Origin of the sequence: Stutzerimonas azotifigens, from assembly GCF_013522725.1 — a bacterium.
GTDB lineage: Bacteria > Pseudomonadota > Gammaproteobacteria > Pseudomonadales > Pseudomonadaceae > Stutzerimonas > Stutzerimonas azotifigens_A.
The window spans coordinates 426,711-444,093 of record NZ_JAAMRF010000004.1; the positions used below are offsets into that span (position 1 = coordinate 426,711).

The 17,383-nt window shown below is 65.0% G+C and carries 15 protein-coding genes; 6 read left to right on the plus strand and 9 right to left on the minus strand.

All coding sequences use genetic code 11. The features are described 5' to 3' along the window. Positions 1-27: 27 nt before the first annotated feature. The 3 genes from G7026_RS10575 (at position 28) to G7026_RS10585 (ending at position 4,541) form a co-directional block, all read left to right on the plus strand. The gene (locus tag G7026_RS10575; RefSeq protein ID WP_308811781.1) at positions 28-2,958 is read left to right on the plus strand and encodes a PAS domain S-box protein; all 2,931 of its coding nucleotides are present in this window, start codon (positions 28-30) and stop codon (positions 2,956-2,958) included. Between the two features lie 108 nt (positions 2,959-3,066). Next, positions 3,067-3,903 carry a formate dehydrogenase accessory sulfurtransferase FdhD gene (gene fdhD, locus G7026_RS10580; RefSeq protein WP_181070730.1) on the plus strand — a complete coding sequence of 279 codons (837 nt, stop codon included), beginning with the start codon at positions 3,067-3,069 and terminating at the stop codon, positions 3,901-3,903. 185 nt (positions 3,904-4,088) lie between these two features. Beyond that, entirely contained in the window at positions 4,089-4,541 is a 453-nt protein-coding gene (locus tag G7026_RS10585; protein WP_181070731.1) for a YMGG-like glycine zipper-containing protein, read from the plus strand. A 54-nt stretch (positions 4,542-4,595) separates the two neighbouring features. On the opposite strand, the gene G7026_RS10590 is transcribed toward G7026_RS10585, so the two are convergent. The 6 genes from G7026_RS10590 to G7026_RS10615 all read right to left on the minus strand — a co-directional run bounded on the left by G7026_RS10590 (position 4,596) and on the right by G7026_RS10615 (position 11,401). Beyond that, on the minus strand, positions 4,596-5,087 hold the full coding sequence (locus tag G7026_RS10590) for a GNAT family N-acetyltransferase (RefSeq protein WP_181070732.1): 492 nt from the start codon (positions 5,085-5,087) through the stop codon (positions 4,596-4,598). A gap of 69 nt (positions 5,088-5,156) precedes the next feature. Continuing rightward, positions 5,157-6,599 (minus strand): cardiolipin synthase, encoded by a 1,443-nt coding sequence (gene cls / locus G7026_RS10595; protein WP_181070733.1) that lies wholly within the window; start codon positions 6,597-6,599, stop codon positions 5,157-5,159. 55 nt (positions 6,600-6,654) lie between these two features. Beyond that, on the minus strand, positions 6,655-7,086 hold the full coding sequence (locus tag G7026_RS10600; protein ID WP_181070734.1) for an acyl-CoA thioesterase: 432 nt from the start codon (positions 7,084-7,086) through the stop codon (positions 6,655-6,657). 56 nt (positions 7,087-7,142) lie between these two features. After that, a complete protein-coding gene (locus G7026_RS10605) occupies positions 7,143-8,306 on the minus strand; it encodes an iron-containing alcohol dehydrogenase (RefSeq protein WP_181070735.1) in 1,164 nt (387 codons plus the stop codon). A 60-nt stretch (positions 8,307-8,366) separates the two neighbouring features. Next, the gene (locus G7026_RS10610) at positions 8,367-10,157 is read right to left on the minus strand and encodes an acyl-CoA dehydrogenase C-terminal domain-containing protein (protein ID WP_181070736.1); all 1,791 of its coding nucleotides are present in this window, start codon (positions 10,155-10,157) and stop codon (positions 8,367-8,369) included. A 2-nt stretch (positions 10,158-10,159) separates the two neighbouring features. Continuing rightward, positions 10,160-11,401, minus strand: a complete 1,242-nt coding sequence (locus G7026_RS10615; protein ID WP_181070737.1) for a 3-hydroxyacyl-CoA dehydrogenase — start codon at positions 11,399-11,401, stop codon at positions 10,160-10,162. A gap of 103 nt (positions 11,402-11,504) precedes the next feature. Between G7026_RS10615 and G7026_RS10620 the strand changes: the two genes are divergently transcribed. Further along, positions 11,505-12,413, plus strand: a complete 909-nt coding sequence (locus tag G7026_RS10620; protein ID WP_181070738.1) for a LysR family transcriptional regulator — start codon at positions 11,505-11,507, stop codon at positions 12,411-12,413. 153 nt (positions 12,414-12,566) lie between these two features. On the opposite strand, the gene G7026_RS10625 is transcribed toward G7026_RS10620, so the two are convergent. Then, positions 12,567-12,731 (minus strand): hypothetical protein, encoded by a 165-nt coding sequence (locus G7026_RS10625; RefSeq protein WP_181070739.1) that lies wholly within the window; start codon positions 12,729-12,731, stop codon positions 12,567-12,569. Positions 12,732-13,096: 365 nt separating this feature from the next. Further along, on the minus strand, positions 13,097-13,645 hold the full coding sequence (locus G7026_RS10630; protein ID WP_181070740.1) for a TetR/AcrR family transcriptional regulator: 549 nt from the start codon (positions 13,643-13,645) through the stop codon (positions 13,097-13,099). Between the two features lie 47 nt (positions 13,646-13,692). Between G7026_RS10630 and G7026_RS10635 the strand changes: the two genes are divergently transcribed. Together G7026_RS10635 and G7026_RS10640 are read left to right on the plus strand one after the other, a co-directional pair. Beyond that, complete coding sequence (locus G7026_RS10635; RefSeq protein WP_181070741.1) at positions 13,693-15,207, plus strand: MFS transporter; 1,515 nt, start codon at positions 13,693-13,695, stop codon at positions 15,205-15,207. A gap of 275 nt (positions 15,208-15,482) precedes the next feature. Further along, positions 15,483-15,788 (plus strand): DUF2845 domain-containing protein, encoded by a 306-nt coding sequence (locus G7026_RS10640; RefSeq protein ID WP_181070742.1) that lies wholly within the window; start codon positions 15,483-15,485, stop codon positions 15,786-15,788. A gap of 234 nt (positions 15,789-16,022) precedes the next feature. Here the strand turns inward: G7026_RS10640 and G7026_RS10645 are convergent, their stop codons facing one another. Next, positions 16,023-17,372, minus strand: a complete 1,350-nt coding sequence (locus G7026_RS10645; RefSeq protein ID WP_181070743.1) for an NTP/NDP exchange transporter — start codon at positions 17,370-17,372, stop codon at positions 16,023-16,025. Positions 17,373-17,383: the final 11 nt, after the last annotated feature.

A 17,383-nucleotide genomic window follows, 5' to 3' on the forward strand; every position in this document is an offset into this window, starting at 1 on the left:
TTCACCACGTGTTCAATCGGACAGCATATGACCTCAAATGGAGCCGCGCCCTGGCCGCGCAGCATGAGCAAGATGGGCGAACGGATTCGCCGTCATGACTGGGCAGCAACACCACTCGGCGCACCGGCTAACTGGCCGCTCTCGCTACGCATCCTGCTCGACACTATCCTCGATGCGCCCATGCCGATGTGCATCCTCTGGGGTGCCGACGGCATTCAGCTCTACAACGACGCCCATGCGCGACTCATCGGCAACCGCGACCGCCTGGAACTCGGCACGTCCGCCTGCCAGGGCTGGGGTGAGACCTGGTCGTTGCTGGCGCCTGCCTGCGACAGCGTCCGGCGTGGCGAGCCACGTTTGATCAAGGGGCAGTACCTGAAAATCGAGCGTGGCGAGGGAACGCACGACGCCTGGTTCGACCTGTCGCTGAGCCCGATCCGCAGCGAGCCCGGCGACGGAGTCGATGGCCTGCTGCTGTGCATCATCGAAACCACCGAGCGGATGAATACCGAAGCGCAGCTGGCCGAAGCCGCCTTCAGCTACAAGCTCAGCGCCGAGGCGCACCGCCAGAACGAGCAACGCCTGCAGACCGCTCTCGAGGCGAGCGACCTGGTCGGCATCTGGGACTGGACCCTGGAGGCCGGCACGTTCGCCGCCGACAGGACGCTGTTGCGTTTTCTGCCGCCGCACATGAGCGACACCGAGCGCAACCTGCCGCTCGAGGATTTCTTCCTTCATGTACATCCCGAGGAACGTGCACGCGTCCGGGCTGCGCTGGAGCTGAGCATCCGCGAGACCGGCAGCTTCGCCGAGTACTACCGGCTCGCAGTCGACAACGGGCAGACGCGCTGGGCATTCGCCCGTGGGCGTGTCCACTATGACGAGCAGAACCGCCCGGTTCGCTTTCCCGGCGCGGTGATGGACATCAGCCGTCAGCAGGCCAGCGAAGAAGCCCTGCGCAAGAGCGAAGCCGAGCTGAAGCTGATCACCGACGCGCTGCCGATCCTGATCGGCTACATCGACGAAAACGAGCGCTACCGCTTCAACAACCGCGCCTACCAGGAATGGTACGGCCACACGCCCGAATGGTTGGCCGGCAAGAGCGTGCGCCAGGTGCTCGGCGACCGCGACTACAACCATCGCCGCCCGCACATCCGCACCGCGCTGTCCGGCTCGCCGGTGACCTTCGAGGCCTACACCCCGCACCAGGACGGCCACCCGCGTCGCGCGCTGGTGCAATACCTGCCACGTCGTGATGCCGACGGCGCGGTGCATGGTTTCTACGTGCTGGCGCTGGACGTCACCGAGCGCTGGAACACCGAGCAGGCGCTGCGCGAAAGCGAACAGCACCTGCGCGCAACCATCGATCTGTCACCGGCAATGCACTGGAGCCTGGATGCCGAGGGCCGCTTCACCTTCGTGTCCGACCGTTGGTTGCAGCAGCTCGGCGTCGAACAGGACGAGGCGCTCGGGCGATTCTGGGTCGACCTGGTGCGCGCGAGACACCCGCAGATGCTGCGTGGCATCTGGCAGGACGCTCAGCGCAACGGGCTGCCGTTCGACATCGAGCACTGCCTGCAGGTCGTCGGCGGCGACTTTCACTGGATGCGCCTGCGTGCGCTGCCGCTGCACGATGTCGACGGCCAGGTGATCCGCTGGCACGGCACCGCCGAGGACATCCATGACCGGCGCACCGCCGAACAGTCGCTGCGCGAGCTGAACGAGAACCTGGAAAGCCGCATCCAGGAGCGCACCCGCGCTCTGGCGGAGGTCTACGAACGGCTGCTGGCTGAAATGTCCAAACGCGAGCAGGCCCAGGAAGCGCTGCGCCAGGCGCAGAAGATGGAAGCGGTCGGCCAGCTCACCGGTGGCATCGCCCATGACTTCAACAACATGCTCACCGGCATCATCGGCGGTCTCGATCTGGTGCAGCACTACATCGCCAGCGGCCGTCACGGCGAAACCCGCCGGTTCATCGACGCGGCGATCACGTCCGCCAATCGCGCCTCGGCCCTGACCCATCGCCTTCTGGCGTTTTCCCGTCGTCAGCCGCTGAACCTCAAGCAGGTCGAGCTCAACGAACTGATCCTCTCGATCCGAGACCTGCTCAGCCGCACCCTCGGCGTCCACATCCAGATCGTCAGCGACCTGCAGGAAGGGTTGTGGAGGGTCGACAGCGATGAAAACCAGCTGGAAAGCGCGCTGCTGAACCTGGTCATCAATGCCCGCGATGCGATGCCCGACGGCGGCATCCTGCGCATCACCACGCGCAACATCGAGATCGACGAAGACCGGCCGCTGGCCGAGTTGCTGCCCGGCCAGTACGTGACCCTGACCGTCAGCGACACCGGCTGCGGGATGCCACCGAAGGTGCTGGCCAGCGCCTTCGAGCCGTTCTTCACCACCAAACCCATCGGCCAGGGTACCGGCCTCGGCCTGTCGATGATCTACGGCTTCGTCCGCCAGTCGGGCGGCAGCGTCCAGCTGACCAGCGAAATCGGCATGGGCACCCAGGTGTGCATCTACCTACCGGCCGGCCTGAAGCCGGACGAGGCAATCGAACCGGAGCGATCCTGGCAGGACGCGTTGCAGGCCAGCGAGGGCGAAACCGTGCTGGTCGTCGAAGACGACGCCGCGGTGCGGATGCTGGTCATGGATGCGCTCGGGGAAATGGGCTATAGCGCACTCGAGGCGGCCGAAGGCAATACCGCGATCGAGATCCTCCGCTCGGCGGCGCACATCGACCTGCTGCTCACTGATGTCGGCCTGCCGGGCATGAACGGCCGCCAGCTCGCTGACATTGCCCGCCAGCACCGACCCCAGCTGCGCGTGCTGTTCATGACCGGCTATGCCGAGCAGGCGGCCAGCAGCGGCTTCCTCGAACCGGGCATGGATCTGATCACCAAGCCCTTCACCATCGAAAAGCTGATCCTGCGAATCCAGGAGGCTCTGCGTTAGCGCGCTTGCCGGGCCGCCACCCGGCAAGCGGGGTTTACCGGCAGCGCTATTGGTCATACCCTCACGCTCTTGACCCGCACCACCGCCCAATGCGGTAACGAGACGCCGATGACCCGCGCCAGTGCCAACACCCCGATTCCCGCCGCCATCGCCCACGCCCAGGGCCAGGCCCGCTACAGCAGCCTCGAAGATCCGCAGCAGACGGTCGGCATCAGCGCACTGGCCGCCGAAGTCGCGCTGTCGATCGCCTACAACGGGCTCAGCCACAGCGTGATGATGGTCTCGCCATTGGACCTTGAGGACTTCGTGGTCGGGTTCACCCTGACCGCGGGGCTCGCCGAGTCGCCGGATGACCTCTATGACGTGCAGATCGAGGGCGAAGGCGAAGCCCGCCGCGCCGAGGTGAACCTGAGCAACCGGGCGTTCTGGCAGCTCAAGCAGCAGCGCAGGCAACTGGCGGGTAACAGCGGCTGCGGGCTGTGCGGCGTCGAAGCGCTGGAGCAGGCACTGCCCGAACTCCAGTCGCTGCCGGCCGGCAGCCTGCCGCGCGCGGAGTGGTTCGAGGGGCTGCGGCAGCGCATCGGCGAGTTTCAGGTCCTGGGTCGCCACTGCGGTGCGGTGCACGCCGCGCTGTTCATGGACGGCGAAGGCACGCTGCGTCTGGGTCGCGAGGACATCGGTCGGCATAACGCGCTCGACAAGCTGATCGGTGCTCTGGTGCGGCAGAAGCTCGACGCCAGCGCTGGCATCGCCATCGTCACCAGCCGTTGCAGCCTGGAATTGATCCACAAGGTGGTCCGCGCCGGCATTCCCACCCTGGTGTCGTTGTCGGCACCCACAGCCCTGGCGGTGCAATGGGCCCAGCGCCACGCGCTGAACTTGATCCACCTGCCGCAGCATTCGCCGCCCCGGGTCTACAGCGCCGCACGGCTGGCGCGCGGCTAGGCCTGCGGCGCGTTGCAGATTGCGAAAGTCGAAGAGCTCAGACCTGCCGTTCAGCCCTCGGTTGCTCCTTTAAAAACAAAAAGTTAGCAACCGTGCAGTAATTCACACCGCCCCGCCTAAACCGCTTGCGCCGGCCTGCAAGCGAAGCGACGATCGCGCCGTCATCCAGTGGAGGCGCAGCCCCTATGAAGTATTCCTCGATGCTCCTGTTGTCCCTCGGTCTTTGCGCCAGCAGCGCCATGGCTGGCAGCACGGTCGAAGCCGGTGTAGGCGGTGCCCTCGGTGGAGCCTTGGGCACGGTGGTAGGCGAACACCTGGGCGGGACGACCGGCGCGGCGATCGGTGCGGGCCTTGGCGGCGCCGCGGGCAGCGCAGTCGGTGCCGACAAGCGCAGCCGCACAGAAGCGGCGATTGGCGGCGGTCTCGGTGCCGCGGGCGGCAACGTTATCGGCCAGCAGGTTGGCGGCAGCACCGGCGGGCTGATCGGCGCCGCGGTTGGCGGTGGCGCCGGTGGCGCGCTTGGCAACTCCTACGGAGCCGACGACGACAGTGACAAACACCGCCGCCACGACAAGCATCACCGCAAGCACCCGGGTAAAGGCCACTACAAGAACGAGTGGCACAAGAAACACCGCTGAACGCAAAAGGCCTGCGAAACCCGCAGGCCTTTTTATTGCCTGCTCCCTTTCGTATCAGGACGGTTCGAGCAGGGCCGTGGCGTCGAGGTCCGCTTCACGCTGAGCTTGGGCGCTGAGTTCCTGCATGTGCAGCATCACCAGTTCGACGTGGCCGGAGCGCATATCGGTGCGCAGGTCGATCTGCACGAATCCGTGGCGCTGGTAGAAGGCGACTGCGTCGCTGTTGCGCTCGTAGACGGAGACTTCGAGCCTGCCACCGGAACGTTCCATGGCCTTTTCCAGCAGGCCCGTACCCACTCCCTGGTTGTGATTCTCCGGATCGACGAACAGGGCGGCGAGGATATCGCCCTGTAACGCGCAAAAGCCTTCGATGGCGCCGGATTGCTCGTAAACCCAGATTTCGGCACTGGGCAGGTAGCGATTGCGCATGTCCTCCATCTTGCTCTGCCAGAAGGTCGGCTCGATGAAGTCATGCGCTTGCAGCGAGGCGGCCAGCCAGATCGCCAATACTGCTTCCAGATCCTCGGGGTTACTTTTCCTGATCATGCCCGACTCCTTTGGGTTCCTTCGCCATTGGAGTCGTCCGGCGCTGACGGTGTTCCTTCAGGCCTCGCGCTAAAGTACCGGAGAGACCAGCCGGGCGATGCGCATGCCGAAGCGCCGCAGCCGGTGGGTGCTGCGCTGGCTCTTTCGGCTGAGCTCGATCGACTGGTCGAAATCATCCATCAGCATGGCTTCGACCTCGCTGGCGAACGCTTCGTCCACGGTGAATACGGTGAGCTCGAAATTCAGCCGGAACGACCGGTTGTCGAGGTTCGCGCTTCCCACCGCAGCGCAAACGTCGTCAATCAGCAGAACCTTCTGGTGCATGAACCCCGGCTGGTAGCGAAACACCCGAATGCCGATCTTCATCGCCTCGCCCGCATACAGGCTCGAGGCGGCATAGACCACGCGATGGTCGGGCCGGGACGGCAGCAGCAGGCGCACCTCGACACCCCGCAGCACCGCCAGGCGCAACGCGCCGAATACGGACTCGTCGGGCACGAAGTACGGGCTGGTCAGCCAGATCCGATGCCGAGCCGCGTTGATCGCCGCGACGAACTGCAGCGACCCGGTTTCCTGGCTATCGGCCGGGCCGGCGGCGACCATCTGGCAGATCACCCCGTTTTCGGGATAGCTCTCGGGCAGCAACAGCGGCGGCAGCTTGTGGGTGACCCAGTACCAGTCCTGGGCGAAGGACTCCTGCAGGCAGGCCAGCACCGGCCCCTCGAGCTCCATATGGGTGTCGCGCCAGGGCGCCAGCGGCGGCTTGAGGCCAAGGTACTCGTCGCCCACATTGAGCCCGCCGATGAAACCGACCCTCCCATCGACCACCACCACTTTGCGGTGATTACGGAAATTGAGCTGGAAGCGGGTGATCATGCCACCACGCCGGGCCGAGAAGCCGTTTACCTTCACACCGCCCTCGCGCAGAGCTTTCACGTAGCCGTGCGGCAGCGTGTGGCTGCCGATGCTGTCGAACAGCAGATAGACCTTCACGCCCTCGGCGGCCTTGCGCAACAACAAGGCCTGCAGACGACGGCCAAGTTTATCGTCGCGCACGATGAAGGACTGGACCAACACCACCTTGCTGGCCGCCTCGATGGCATCGAAGATCGCCTCGAAGGCCGCTTCGCCGTTGACCAGCAGACGCACCCGGTTGTTGGCCAAAACCGGCTGGCCGGCAAGTCCTGCAAGCACCTTCAGCCCGTTGTAAGCGGCCGATTCACGTGCCGTCTGCGCCTCTTCTATCCAGGGCCGCCAATCCAGATCGCGTATCGCCTCGCGCATTTCGTCATCGGCGGCACGCCGGGCACGAATGTAGGCATCGAAACGGCTGCGACCGAACACCAGGTAAGGCAGCAACGTCAGGTAGGGCATGAACACCAGAGAGATCGCCCAGGCGATCGCCCCTTGGGCCGTGCGCACGGTGTAAACGGCGTGGATGGCCGCGGCAATGCCCAGCATCTGGATCAGGCCGAGCAGATAGCCCAGCAGGTAGAAGTCATCGGTCGTCATGATCGCCGAGCATAACGGAACCGTTGCCGCCGCGCCGGATGACTGGCATGGGCGGTCAACCCAGCGCCACCAGCGCCTCGCGCAGCCTGGCCGGAATCGGTACCGGCCGGTTGCTGGCGCGGTCGACGAAGACATGGACGAAACGCCCGGCCGCGCACGCCTGCTCTTCGCTCGTCTTGAAAATCGCCAGCTCGTACTGCACCGAGCTGTTGCCCAGCTTGGCCACCCGCAGGCCGACTTCCAGGGCGTCCGGAAAGGCAATGGAGGCGAAGTAATCGCAGGATGAGCTGACCACGAAGCCGACCACCTCACCATCGTGGATGTCCAGCCCGCCGCGCTCGATCAGGTAGGCGTTCACCGCACTGTCGAAATAGCTGTAATAGACGACGTTGTTCACGTGGCCATAGATGTCGTTGTCGTGCCAGCGCGTGGTGATCGGCTGGAGGTGGCGGTAGTCGGCGCGCAGATGCTGCGGTTGTTCGGCCATTCGAAAATTCCTTGAAGGCGGGCCGGCGCGCGACGGAGGCCGCGCGCCGCAGAGGATCAATAAGCGGCGCGGTAGATCGCCAGCGCGTCGGCCTCGGTGACCTCTCGCGGGTTGTTGACCAGCAAACGCTGTTGCAGCATCGCCTCTTTGGCCAGTTGCGGCAGCATGTCTTCCGGTACGCCGGCGTCGCGCAGGCGGGTCGGCAGCCCGACGCGGGCGCTCATCCGCTCGAATTCCTCGATCAATTGCTCGGCATAGGTGGATGGATCGCCCGAGCGCAGCCGGTCACCGAGGACGATCGGCGCCAGTTCACCGTAATGGGTAGTCGCCGCGCTGACGTTGAAGCGCAGCACCTGCGGCAGCACCAGCGCATTCGACAGCCCGTGCGGAATATGGAAGTTGCCACCCAGCGGATAGGCCAGCGCATGCACCGCCGCCACTGGCGCATTGGCGAACGCCTGGCCGGCCAGGCAGGCGCCGAGCAGCATGGCCTGGCGCGCCTCGCGGTTCTGCCCGTTGTGCACCGCCTCGTCGAGGTTGGCCGCCAGCAGGCGCAGCGCCTCCCGCGCCAGCAGGTCGGACATGGGATTCTTCTTCAACGCGCTGGTATAGGCCTCGATGGCATGCACCATGGCGTCGATCCCCGTCGCCGCGGTGACCGCCGGAGGCAGGCCGAGGGTGAGATCGGCATCGAGGAGCGCCAGGTCCGGCAACAGCATCGGCGAGACCACGCCCATCTTCGTCGTCTCTCCGGTGGTGATGATGGCGATCTGCGTGACTTCCGAGCCGGTGCCGGCGGTGGTCGGCACCTGAATCAGCGGCAGGCGCTTGCCCTTGGCGTTGCCGACGCCGTAGATGTCCTGCAGCGACTGGGTGTTGTCAGGATGCGCCAGCAACGCGACCAGCTTGGCAACGTCCATCGAGCTGCCGCCGCCGAAGCCGACGATCAGGTCGGCCTTGCTCGCCTTCGCCTGCCCCACCGCAGCGAGCACGATCGCCTCCGGCGGGTCGGCGATCACCTGGTCGTAGATGCCCACCTCCAGCCCTTCGCTCTGGAAGCCAGGCATAACCTCGCTCAACAGCCCAAGGCGGGTGATGCCCGGATCGGTGACAATCAGCACCGAGCGCGCCTCGCGCTCGCGGCACAGGCTGGCAAGACGCTTGGCTGAGCCCGGCTCGCAAATCAGCTGGGCAGTGGTGGCAAAACTGAACGGGTGCATGGTGCCTCCTGATTTTTATTGGATTGGGCTTCGGCGAACACCGCCCAAAGCGCTCGGCGCTCAAAACGCGAACTGCGCCTCCGGCATCGCCATGAGGCATTCGGCACCCCCGAGCAAGGCCTCGCGGTGGCCGCTGGCGCGCGGCAGTACGCGTCGCATGTAGAAGCGGGCGCTATGCAGCTTGGCCTCATAGAAGGCCGCCTCGCCGCTGCCAGCATCCAGCGCCTGCTGTGCAGTGCCGGCCGCCTTCAGCCAGAGCCCGGCCAGCAGGGCGTACGATGAGTAGTGCAGGAAATCCACCGACACCGCACCGATTTCCTGCGGGTCCTGGACGACACGGGTCAGCACTTCGTCGGTGAGTTCACGCCACTGGATCAGGCGCGCGCGCACCGGTCCGATGAGGTCGGCTAGCGCCTTGAGGGTTTCCAGCTCGTCGCACAGTGACAGGAATTCGGCCTGAATCGCCTGCAGCTCGGCACCACCGTCCCCCATCAGCTTGCGGCGGATGTAATCCAGCGCCTGGATGCCGTTAGTACCTTCGTACAGCTGGGTGATGCGGCTGTCGCGCATCAACTGCTCCATGCCCCATTCGCGGATGTAGCCATGGCCGCCATAGACCTGCACGCCCAGGCTCGCCACTTCCTGGCCCATGTCGGTGAAGAACGCCTTGATGATCGGGATCAACAACGCCGCGCGCTTGCCGGCGGCCTTGCGCGCGGCGGCATCCGGATGGCCGTGCTCCAGGTCCAGCTCACGGGCGCAGTAGGCGGCCAGCATGCGGCAGCCCTCGACCAAGGTCTTCTGGGTCAGCAGCATGCGCCGCACATCCGGATGAACGATGATCGGGTCGGCCGGCTTGTCCGGGTGCGCCACGCCCGACAGCGCACGCGACTGCAACCGCTCGCGGGCATAGGCGAGCGAACCCTGGTAGGCCTGCTCGGCGATCCCGAGGCCCTGCAACCCGACCTGGAAGCGCGCATCGTTCATCATGGTGAACATGCAGGCCAGGCCCTGGTTCGGCTCACCGACGACCCAGCCCGTGGCGCCGTCGAAATTCATCACGCAGGTGGCCGCGCCCTTGATACCCATCTTGTGCTCGATGGCGCCACAGGACAGCGCATTGCGCTCGCCGGGCGTGCCATCGACGTTGGCGAGAAACTTGGGCACCAGCAGCAGGCTGATGCCCTTCACCCCGGCCGGCGCATCGGGCAGGCGCGCCAGCACCAGATGAACGATGTTCTCGCTCATGTCGTGCTCGCCGCCGGAGATGAAGATCTTGCTGCCGGTGACCCGGTAGCTGCCGTCGGCCTGCGGTTCGGCGCGGGTACGCAGCAGCGCGAGATCGGTACCGGCCTGGGGCTCGGTCAGGCACATGGTACCGCTCCAGCTGCCGCTGACCAGCTTCGCCAGATAGGCCTTCTTCAGCGCGTCGCTGCCGTGCTTGTACAGCGCCAGCACCGCGCCCTCGGTGAGGCCCGAATAGATACGAAAGGACAGCGACGACGCCATCAGCATCTCGTGGAAGTTGCAGGCCACCAGCTGCGGGAAGCCCTGGCCGCCGTACTCGGTCGGGCCGGTCATGCTCGCCCAGCCGTTGTCCACGTACTGCCGGTAGGCCTCGACGAACCCTTTCGGAGTACGGACTTCGCCATTTTCCAGCGTTACGCCCTCCTCGTCGCTGTTTCGATTGAGCGGAGCGATCTCGCCGCCGGTGTAGCGCGCAGCTTCCTCCAGCACGCCGTCGATCAACTCGCGGTCCAGACCATTACCCAGCTGCTCGCAATGCGCGGTGGCGTCGAACAGCTCGTGCAGAACGAACTGCATGTCACGCAGCGGTGCCTTGTAGTCCATGCTCAGGCCTCCTTCTTCTTGTAGTCGACGAAGCGACCACCGAGGGTGGCCAGGCTGTCGATCAGCTCGGCCGGTTGCCAATGCGGGCCGTGGCGCTCGGCCAGCGCATTGAGCCGGTCACGAATCGTCGGCAGGCCCTGGCGGTCTGCCCAGGTCATAGGCCCGCCGACTTCAGCCGGGAAGCCGTAGCCGTTGAGGTAGACGGTATCGATATCGGTGCTGGACTCGGCCATGCCTTCCTGGAGGATCTTCGCGCCTTCGTTGACCAGTGCCAGTAGGCAACGCTCGCGGATTTCCTCTTCGTCGATCTCGCGGCGCTGGAAGCCCAGCCGTTCGGACTCTCGCTGCACCAGCGCATCCACTTCCGGGTCGTGCTCGGCCTGGCGGCTGCCCTCGGCGTAGCGGTAGTAGCCCATCCGCGACTTCTGGCCGAAGCGGCCCAGCTCGCAGAGGCGGTTGTCGACCTGCACCTCGGGCTCTTCCTGGCCCTTGCCGGCCAGCTCGCGGGCGCGCCACTCCAGGTCAATGCCGACCACGTCGTACATGCGAAACGGCCCCATGGCGAACCCGAAGCCCTGCAGTGCAGCATCCACCTGATGCGGATAGGCGCCTTCGAGCAGCATCATCCGCGCCTCGCGCACGTAGGTCTTGAGCATGCGGTTGCCGATGAAACCCGGGCAGTTGCCGGCGATCACGCTGACTTTGCCCATGCGCTTGCCGAGTTCGGTAGAGGCGTCGAGCACCGCTTTCGAGGTCTTCGCACCACGGACGATTTCCAACAGCTTCATGATGTGCGCCGGGCTGAAGAAGTGCAGCCCCACCACCTGTTCCGGGCGTTTGGTGACAGCCGCGATGGCGTCGATGTCCAGCGCCGAGGTGTTGCTGGCCAAGATGGCCTCGGGCTTAACGATGCCGTCCAGCTCGCGGAAGATGTTCTGCTTCAGTTCGAGGTTCTCGTAGACCGCTTCGATCACCAGGTCCACGTCCGCCAACGCCTGGTAATCGGCCGCCTGGCTGATGCAGGCGCGACGCGCCTGGGCCTGGGCTTCGTCGATCCGCCCCTGGCGGACATTGTGCGCATAGGTATCGGCCACCACGCCCAGCGCCTGCTCAAGCATTTCTGGATTGTTGTCCAGCCAGCGCACCTGCACCCCGGCATTGGCCAGGCTCATGACGATACCGCGGCCCATGGTACCCGCACCGATCACGGCGGCGGTCTGGATATCGAAGCGGGTTTGGCTCATTGCTGCTGTCCTCGTCGCAAGGCGGAAAAAATCAGAAGACCTACCTTAGATGAAGACGGTACTATTTTTGAAATTTAGTCTTGTGATGTTTGCAATTCATTAGATGAATATCTACAACTTCGACCTCAACCTGTTGCGCGTGCTAGACGCCTTGCTGCGCGAACGCAACGTTTCTCGCGCAGCCGAGCGCCTTTCGCTCAGCCAGCCGGCCGTCAGCAATGCACTCAATCGCCTGCGCGAACTGCTCGACGATCCACTGCTGGTGCGCGTCGGTCGCGCCATGCAACCCACACCTCGGGCGCTGAGCCTGGAGGCGCCGATCCGCGATGCGTTGCAGCAGATCGAACACACGCTCAACGCTGGCGACTTCTTCGACCCGGCCACCAGCCGCCAGCGCTTCGTCATCGCGGTGACCGACTATGTCGAGCTGATCTGCATGCCCGCCCTGATGGCACACCTGGCCGAGGCCGCGCCGGGCATCCAGCTGGCGATCGAGCATCTCACCCCAAGCCTGCCCGCCGAAGCGCTGGACAACGGCGAGCTGGATCTCGTCCTTGGCCGCTTCGTCGAAGTGCCGACGCGCTTCCATACGCGTCGCTGGTCCAGCGAAACCCTGCGGGTCGCGGTGCGTCGCGAGCACCCCCTGATTGGCGAGCGACTGGATCTGTCCGGTTTCCTGCGCCTGCGCCATCTCTGGGTCCACGGCGGCCAGACGCGGGGAATGGTCGACCAGTGGCTGGAAGACCAGGGCCTCGAGCGCGACGTCGTCTACACCACCCCGAACTACCTTCAGGCGGCCCATATCGTGGCCAGCAGCGACCTGGCAGCGGTTCTGCCGACCCAGCTCGCACGGCATTTCGCGAAGCTCCTCCCGCTGCAATTGCTGGAGCTGCCGTTCGATCTCGGAACCTTCCGCTTGGACATCGTCAGCGTTGCGCAGCGCGAACGGGACGCGGCCCTGCAGTGGCTGATCGAGCAGATCGTGGCGGTAGGCGGGGTAACGGCGCAATAGCTGTCCGGTGACGAAACGGCAGCTAACGGGGCGGTTTAACAAACGCCGGCATAGGACCCGTGGCCTGGACACTGGCCGGAAAGGGTCATGCCGCCCCGGGGCAGGCGCGCTCCGGGGCGACATGGTGTCGAGGCGAGCACAGGAAGCGCTCGCTCATTCAGTGGGAATGTTCGGGTCATCCTCGAACATGTCGATGTCTTCGTCGGTCACCCCCGAATCATCGTTCGGGTCGGACATTGGCGCATCGTCCGTACCTATGTCGTCCGACTCTCCCGGAGCCGCCTGCGCAACGTTTTGCCAGTTGGTGTCTTCGCTCATGATTCACCTCTCACCAGGGCCACCGGTGACCCTCTTCCATAAGAAAATCCCGGCATGGGATCGTGCGCGACCGTCGATCCGACAGAGGCGGAAGATGATGAATGGCGTAGACCGCAAAGACCGGTCACCGGACCAAGACAAGGCCGCGGATGAGCTGAACGAGCAGGTCAGGGCCGAACGGTTTCGGTGCGAAAGCCTCGTTGAACAGGCGCATCCTGCAGGCACTGACCGTTTTTCTTATGGTGAAACGGACGCGGTTGTTCCAGCAGCTTGATCGGCTGACGGACCACGGCTGCCGATTTCGGAGGAAGAGTTCCGGGCCGGGCTTAACGGCTCGAGCCAGGAGTTCTAGACGTCACCCCTCGCTAGGGCGCTTCATCAGCGAGCAAGCCCTCGATGTCGTCGAAGATGTCCTGCCACTGGTCCTCGCCAAGCTCCAGCAGACCGAAGCAGCGCAGCAGGAACACCCCCTCGGTGGCTAGCAACGCAAGCCGCGCACGACGCCCGGCGGCATCCAGCGGCGCATCCATCTTCAGCAGACTTCGATAGAACGCCTGAGCCTCGCGACGGACCTGCGGCGCGTCGAGCGTTGCCGCCATCAGCCCGGCGGCGCGATCGGCCTCCTGGTTATCCAGCTCCCGGGTCAACGCAACATGCGCGTGCACCGTCTCTTCGCGCGAAGGCGAAGGGCCGACCCGTAGACGGACGGCGTCCAGATACTCATTTGCCCAGCGGTCATAAAGGGCCTGGAGCAACTGCTCCTTCGTGCCGAACGCCGACTGCACCCCTCCCTTGCTGATGCCGGCGGCCTTGGCGACGGCACCGATACTGAGTCCGGCGACGCCGGAAGCACGGAGGATCTGTTCGGCACATCCGAGTACCTGGTCGCGATCAATGATCGATGGCCTACCCATCCAGCACTCCAATACAATACGATCGTATTTTAACCGTGAGAAAACTCATGCCTAACGCCACTGCGGGACGCTGGCTGGTCCTGGCCATCATCTCCAGCGCCCTGTTGATGATCGTCATCGACATGACCGTACTGTACACGGCGCTACCTTCGCTGACCCACGACCTGCAAGCCAACGCCAGCGAGAAGCTGTGGATTGTGAACAGTTATGCGCTGGTCGTGTCCGGGTTGCTGTTGGGCATGGGCACGCTCGGAGACCGCCTCGGCCATCGGCAGCTCTTCATCGCAGGCCTGTGCGTGTTCGGCGTCGCGTCGCTGGCCGCCGCCTTTTCGCCGAGCCCCGGCTGGCTGATCGCCGCCCGCGCCCTGCTCGGCGTGGGCGCCGCGATGATGATGCCCGCCACGCTCTCGATCATCCGCCTGACCTTCGAAGACGAGCGAGAACGCTCCCTGGCGATAGGCATCTGGGCCGCCATCGCCTCGGGGGGCGCCGCCTTCGGGCCGGTCATCGGTGGCGTTCTGCTGGAACATTTCTGGTGGGGCTCGGTGTTTCTGATCAACGTGCCGATCGTCGTTCTGGCCCTGGTGCTGGCTCTCTGGCTGATTCCGATCCGGCCGGGCAATCCCGCGCGTGCCTGGGATCTACTCGGCTCGATCCAGGCGATGGTCGGGCTGATCGGGTTGGCCTATGCGATCAAGGAGTTGAGCAAGCGCGAGCCCTCCATCGAGGCGGTAGTGGCAGCCGCCTTCATCGGTACGCTGGCCCTGGTGCTCTTCGTCCGACGGCAGCGGCGGAGCCCGCAGCCGATGGTCGACTTCTCCATCTTCCGCAACCGGGTCGTCAGCGCGGGTGTCGCCGCGGCGCTCGTGGCCGCAGCCGCGTTGATGGGCATGGAGCTGGTGTTGAGCCAGCGCCTGCAGCTGGTGCTGGGCCTTTCGCCACTGGAGGCCGGGCTGGCGATACTGCCGCTACCGCTGGCCGCTTTCGTCTCGGGGCCGCTAACTGGCTTCATGCTGCCACGCATCGGTAATGCCCGGGTGCTGTTCGGTGCGCTGATGATTTCCGGCGTTGGCATGGCCGCCTACCTGCTGGTACGCGACGACGGCCTTGCGTCCCAGATTGCCAGCCTGGCCGTCCTGGGTGCCGGGCTTGGCGCAACGATGACGGCGGCTTCGAGCAGCATCATGCTGGGCGCCCCGGCGGAGCAGGCCGGCATGGCTGCCTCGATCGAAGAAGTGTCCTATGAGCTGGGTGGTGCGCTGGGCGTTACCCTGATGGGTAGCCTTGCGGCTGTGATGTACAGCCGAACGATGACGATGGCCGACCAGACGCTGCCGGCCAAGGCCTATGGCAGCCTCGATGAAGCCTATCTGCTGGCCGATGGGATGTCGCCGGCCGCGGCAGCGGCGCTGCGCGCACTCGCGAGGGGCGCGTTCGATGCAGGCTTCGATCTGGTCATCACGGTCTGTGCGGCCCTGCTGGCACTCACGGCCGTGATCATCTGGTTGCGCCAGCGCGTTGAGGCTCGCGTCTCGTCGGCCTCATCCGCCGAGAATGCCTGAGAAAGCAAAAAACCCGCCGAAGCGGGTTTTTCCTGACCATCCAAATCCTTTTGGAGCGCCGTCCTGGCAATGGTCGATCATCCTTGATCCTGAGCGCATCCGTGCGCCTCAGAGATGTGGCTATCCTAGGGGCGATCCCGCAGCGGCAAAAGCGCAGAACGCCGCGACGGCGTGTAAGCCTTTTGCCATTCGCGAATAGAGACGCTGCTCATTTATGCGCTTCACCCACCGCAACCGTGGGGCTAGGATGGGCGGAGCGATATCAGGAGTTCTGTATGTTCAAGCCGATCTGCAAAAGCCTGCTGGCCGTTCTGCTGCTGGCAACGAGCAGCGCCACGCTCGCGTCGATGCGCTGCAACGAGGGCCTGATCAACGAGGGCGACAACAGCCTGGAGGTGCTGCGCAAATGCGGGGAGCCGGATGCGCGCGAGCGCACCGTGCCCACCCTGCAGGAAAACGGCCTGCCGCCTGAAGGTGCGGTCACGGTGGAGCGCTGGGCCTATGGTCCGCGCAACGGCATGACGCGTTACCTGCGCTTCATCGACGGCACCCTGGTACAAATCACCAGCACCCGCGACTGACGATGCCGGTTCTCCAGGCGCCGGAAAGCAAAAAACCCGCCGAAGCGGGTTTTTCCTGACCATTCCAAATCATTGGAGCGCCGTCCTGGCAGTGGTCGATCATCCATGATCCCGAGCACGTCCTGTGCGTCAGAGATGGCATATTTTAGGGACCCTTATGGGTAGGCAAAAGCGCAGAACGTCGCAACGGCGTGTAAGCCTTTTGCCATAGTCACGCCCAACACGCCGCTCTGGTTAGTGGGCACCGGCCTTCTCGGGGCCCTCCCGACCGGCCACGGCGTTGGAAGAGGCATCGGGCCGGCCACGATCCGCGCGCCCGCCTAGGTACCAGCCAAGCGCGCCCCAGACGGCGGCGCAGACCGCACCCACCAGCGCTACCAGCACCGCGCCCTGGCCGAGCATGTCGATGAAGGCCTTGGCCCAACCGCTGATGGCATCGCCGCCGCGATAGACCACCGTGTCGATGAAGTTCTTCGCCTTGTACTTGCTCTGCGCATCGAGGGGGGCGAAGAGCATTTCGCGCCCGGGCCGGACGAAGGCGTACTCACCGATCCGCCGCACGATCATCAACGCCGCCAGCACGGCGAAGGTCGGTGCCATTGCCAGACCAATGAAACCCAGGCAGACCAGGGCCGGAACCATCGCCAGCAGCACACGCACACCCAGGCGCTGCGCGATGCGCCCGGTGATGAACAGCTGTGACAACAGCGCGCCGGCCTGCACCACGAAGTCGATGATACCGAACACCCGCACCTGCTCGGCGCGATCGGGGAAGAGTTCGGACACCAGCCGCGCCTGCTCGAAATAGAGAAAGGTGCTCACCGTGGCCAGGAGAATGACGAAGGCGCTGATGCCCAGCAGGTAGGTCGAGCCCAACACCCGGGTCAGCCCGCTGAACGGGTTGCCCGGCACCGGCCGCCGTGTGTTTTCCGTCGGCACCGCGCCCGGCCGCCCGGCACCGCCAACTTCGCGCCAACGCATCAGGTAATGCTTGAGCGCCACCGCCGCGGCGAGCAGCACCGCCGCCAGCAGCATCAACCCGGCTTCGCCCAGCACGCCAATCAGCAAGGCGCTCAAGGCCGGACCGCTGAGCCCGCCGACGCTCGCACCGGCGGCGATGAAGGCGAACAGCCGCTTGGCCTGCGGCGAATCGAAGACATCGGCCATCAGGCTCCAGGCCACCGACACCACGAACAGGTTGTAAACGGAGATCCAGACGTAAAACACCCGCGCCAGCCAGACGTTGTCGCCCATGCTCAGGAACAGTCCGGCGAACAGCAGCAGGTTCAGGCAGAAGAAGCCGTACACCCAGTCGATGTAATGGATGCGCGCCACGTGGGAGTTGAGCCAGGCGAACAGCGGCACGGCCAGCAGCATGGCGAAGAAGGTCGCGGTGAACAGCCATTGCAGGTTCTCCACCCCGGCCATGATGCCCATGGACTCGCGAATCGGACGCAGCATGAAGTAGCCGCAGAACAGGCAGAAGAACAATCCGAAGCCGGCCAGCACCGCCAGCAACTCGTTGGGCTCGGCATTGATCGAGCGGGCCAGCCGGCGAGTCGCCGAAGAGGCAGCGGTGCTCATGGGAACCTCCT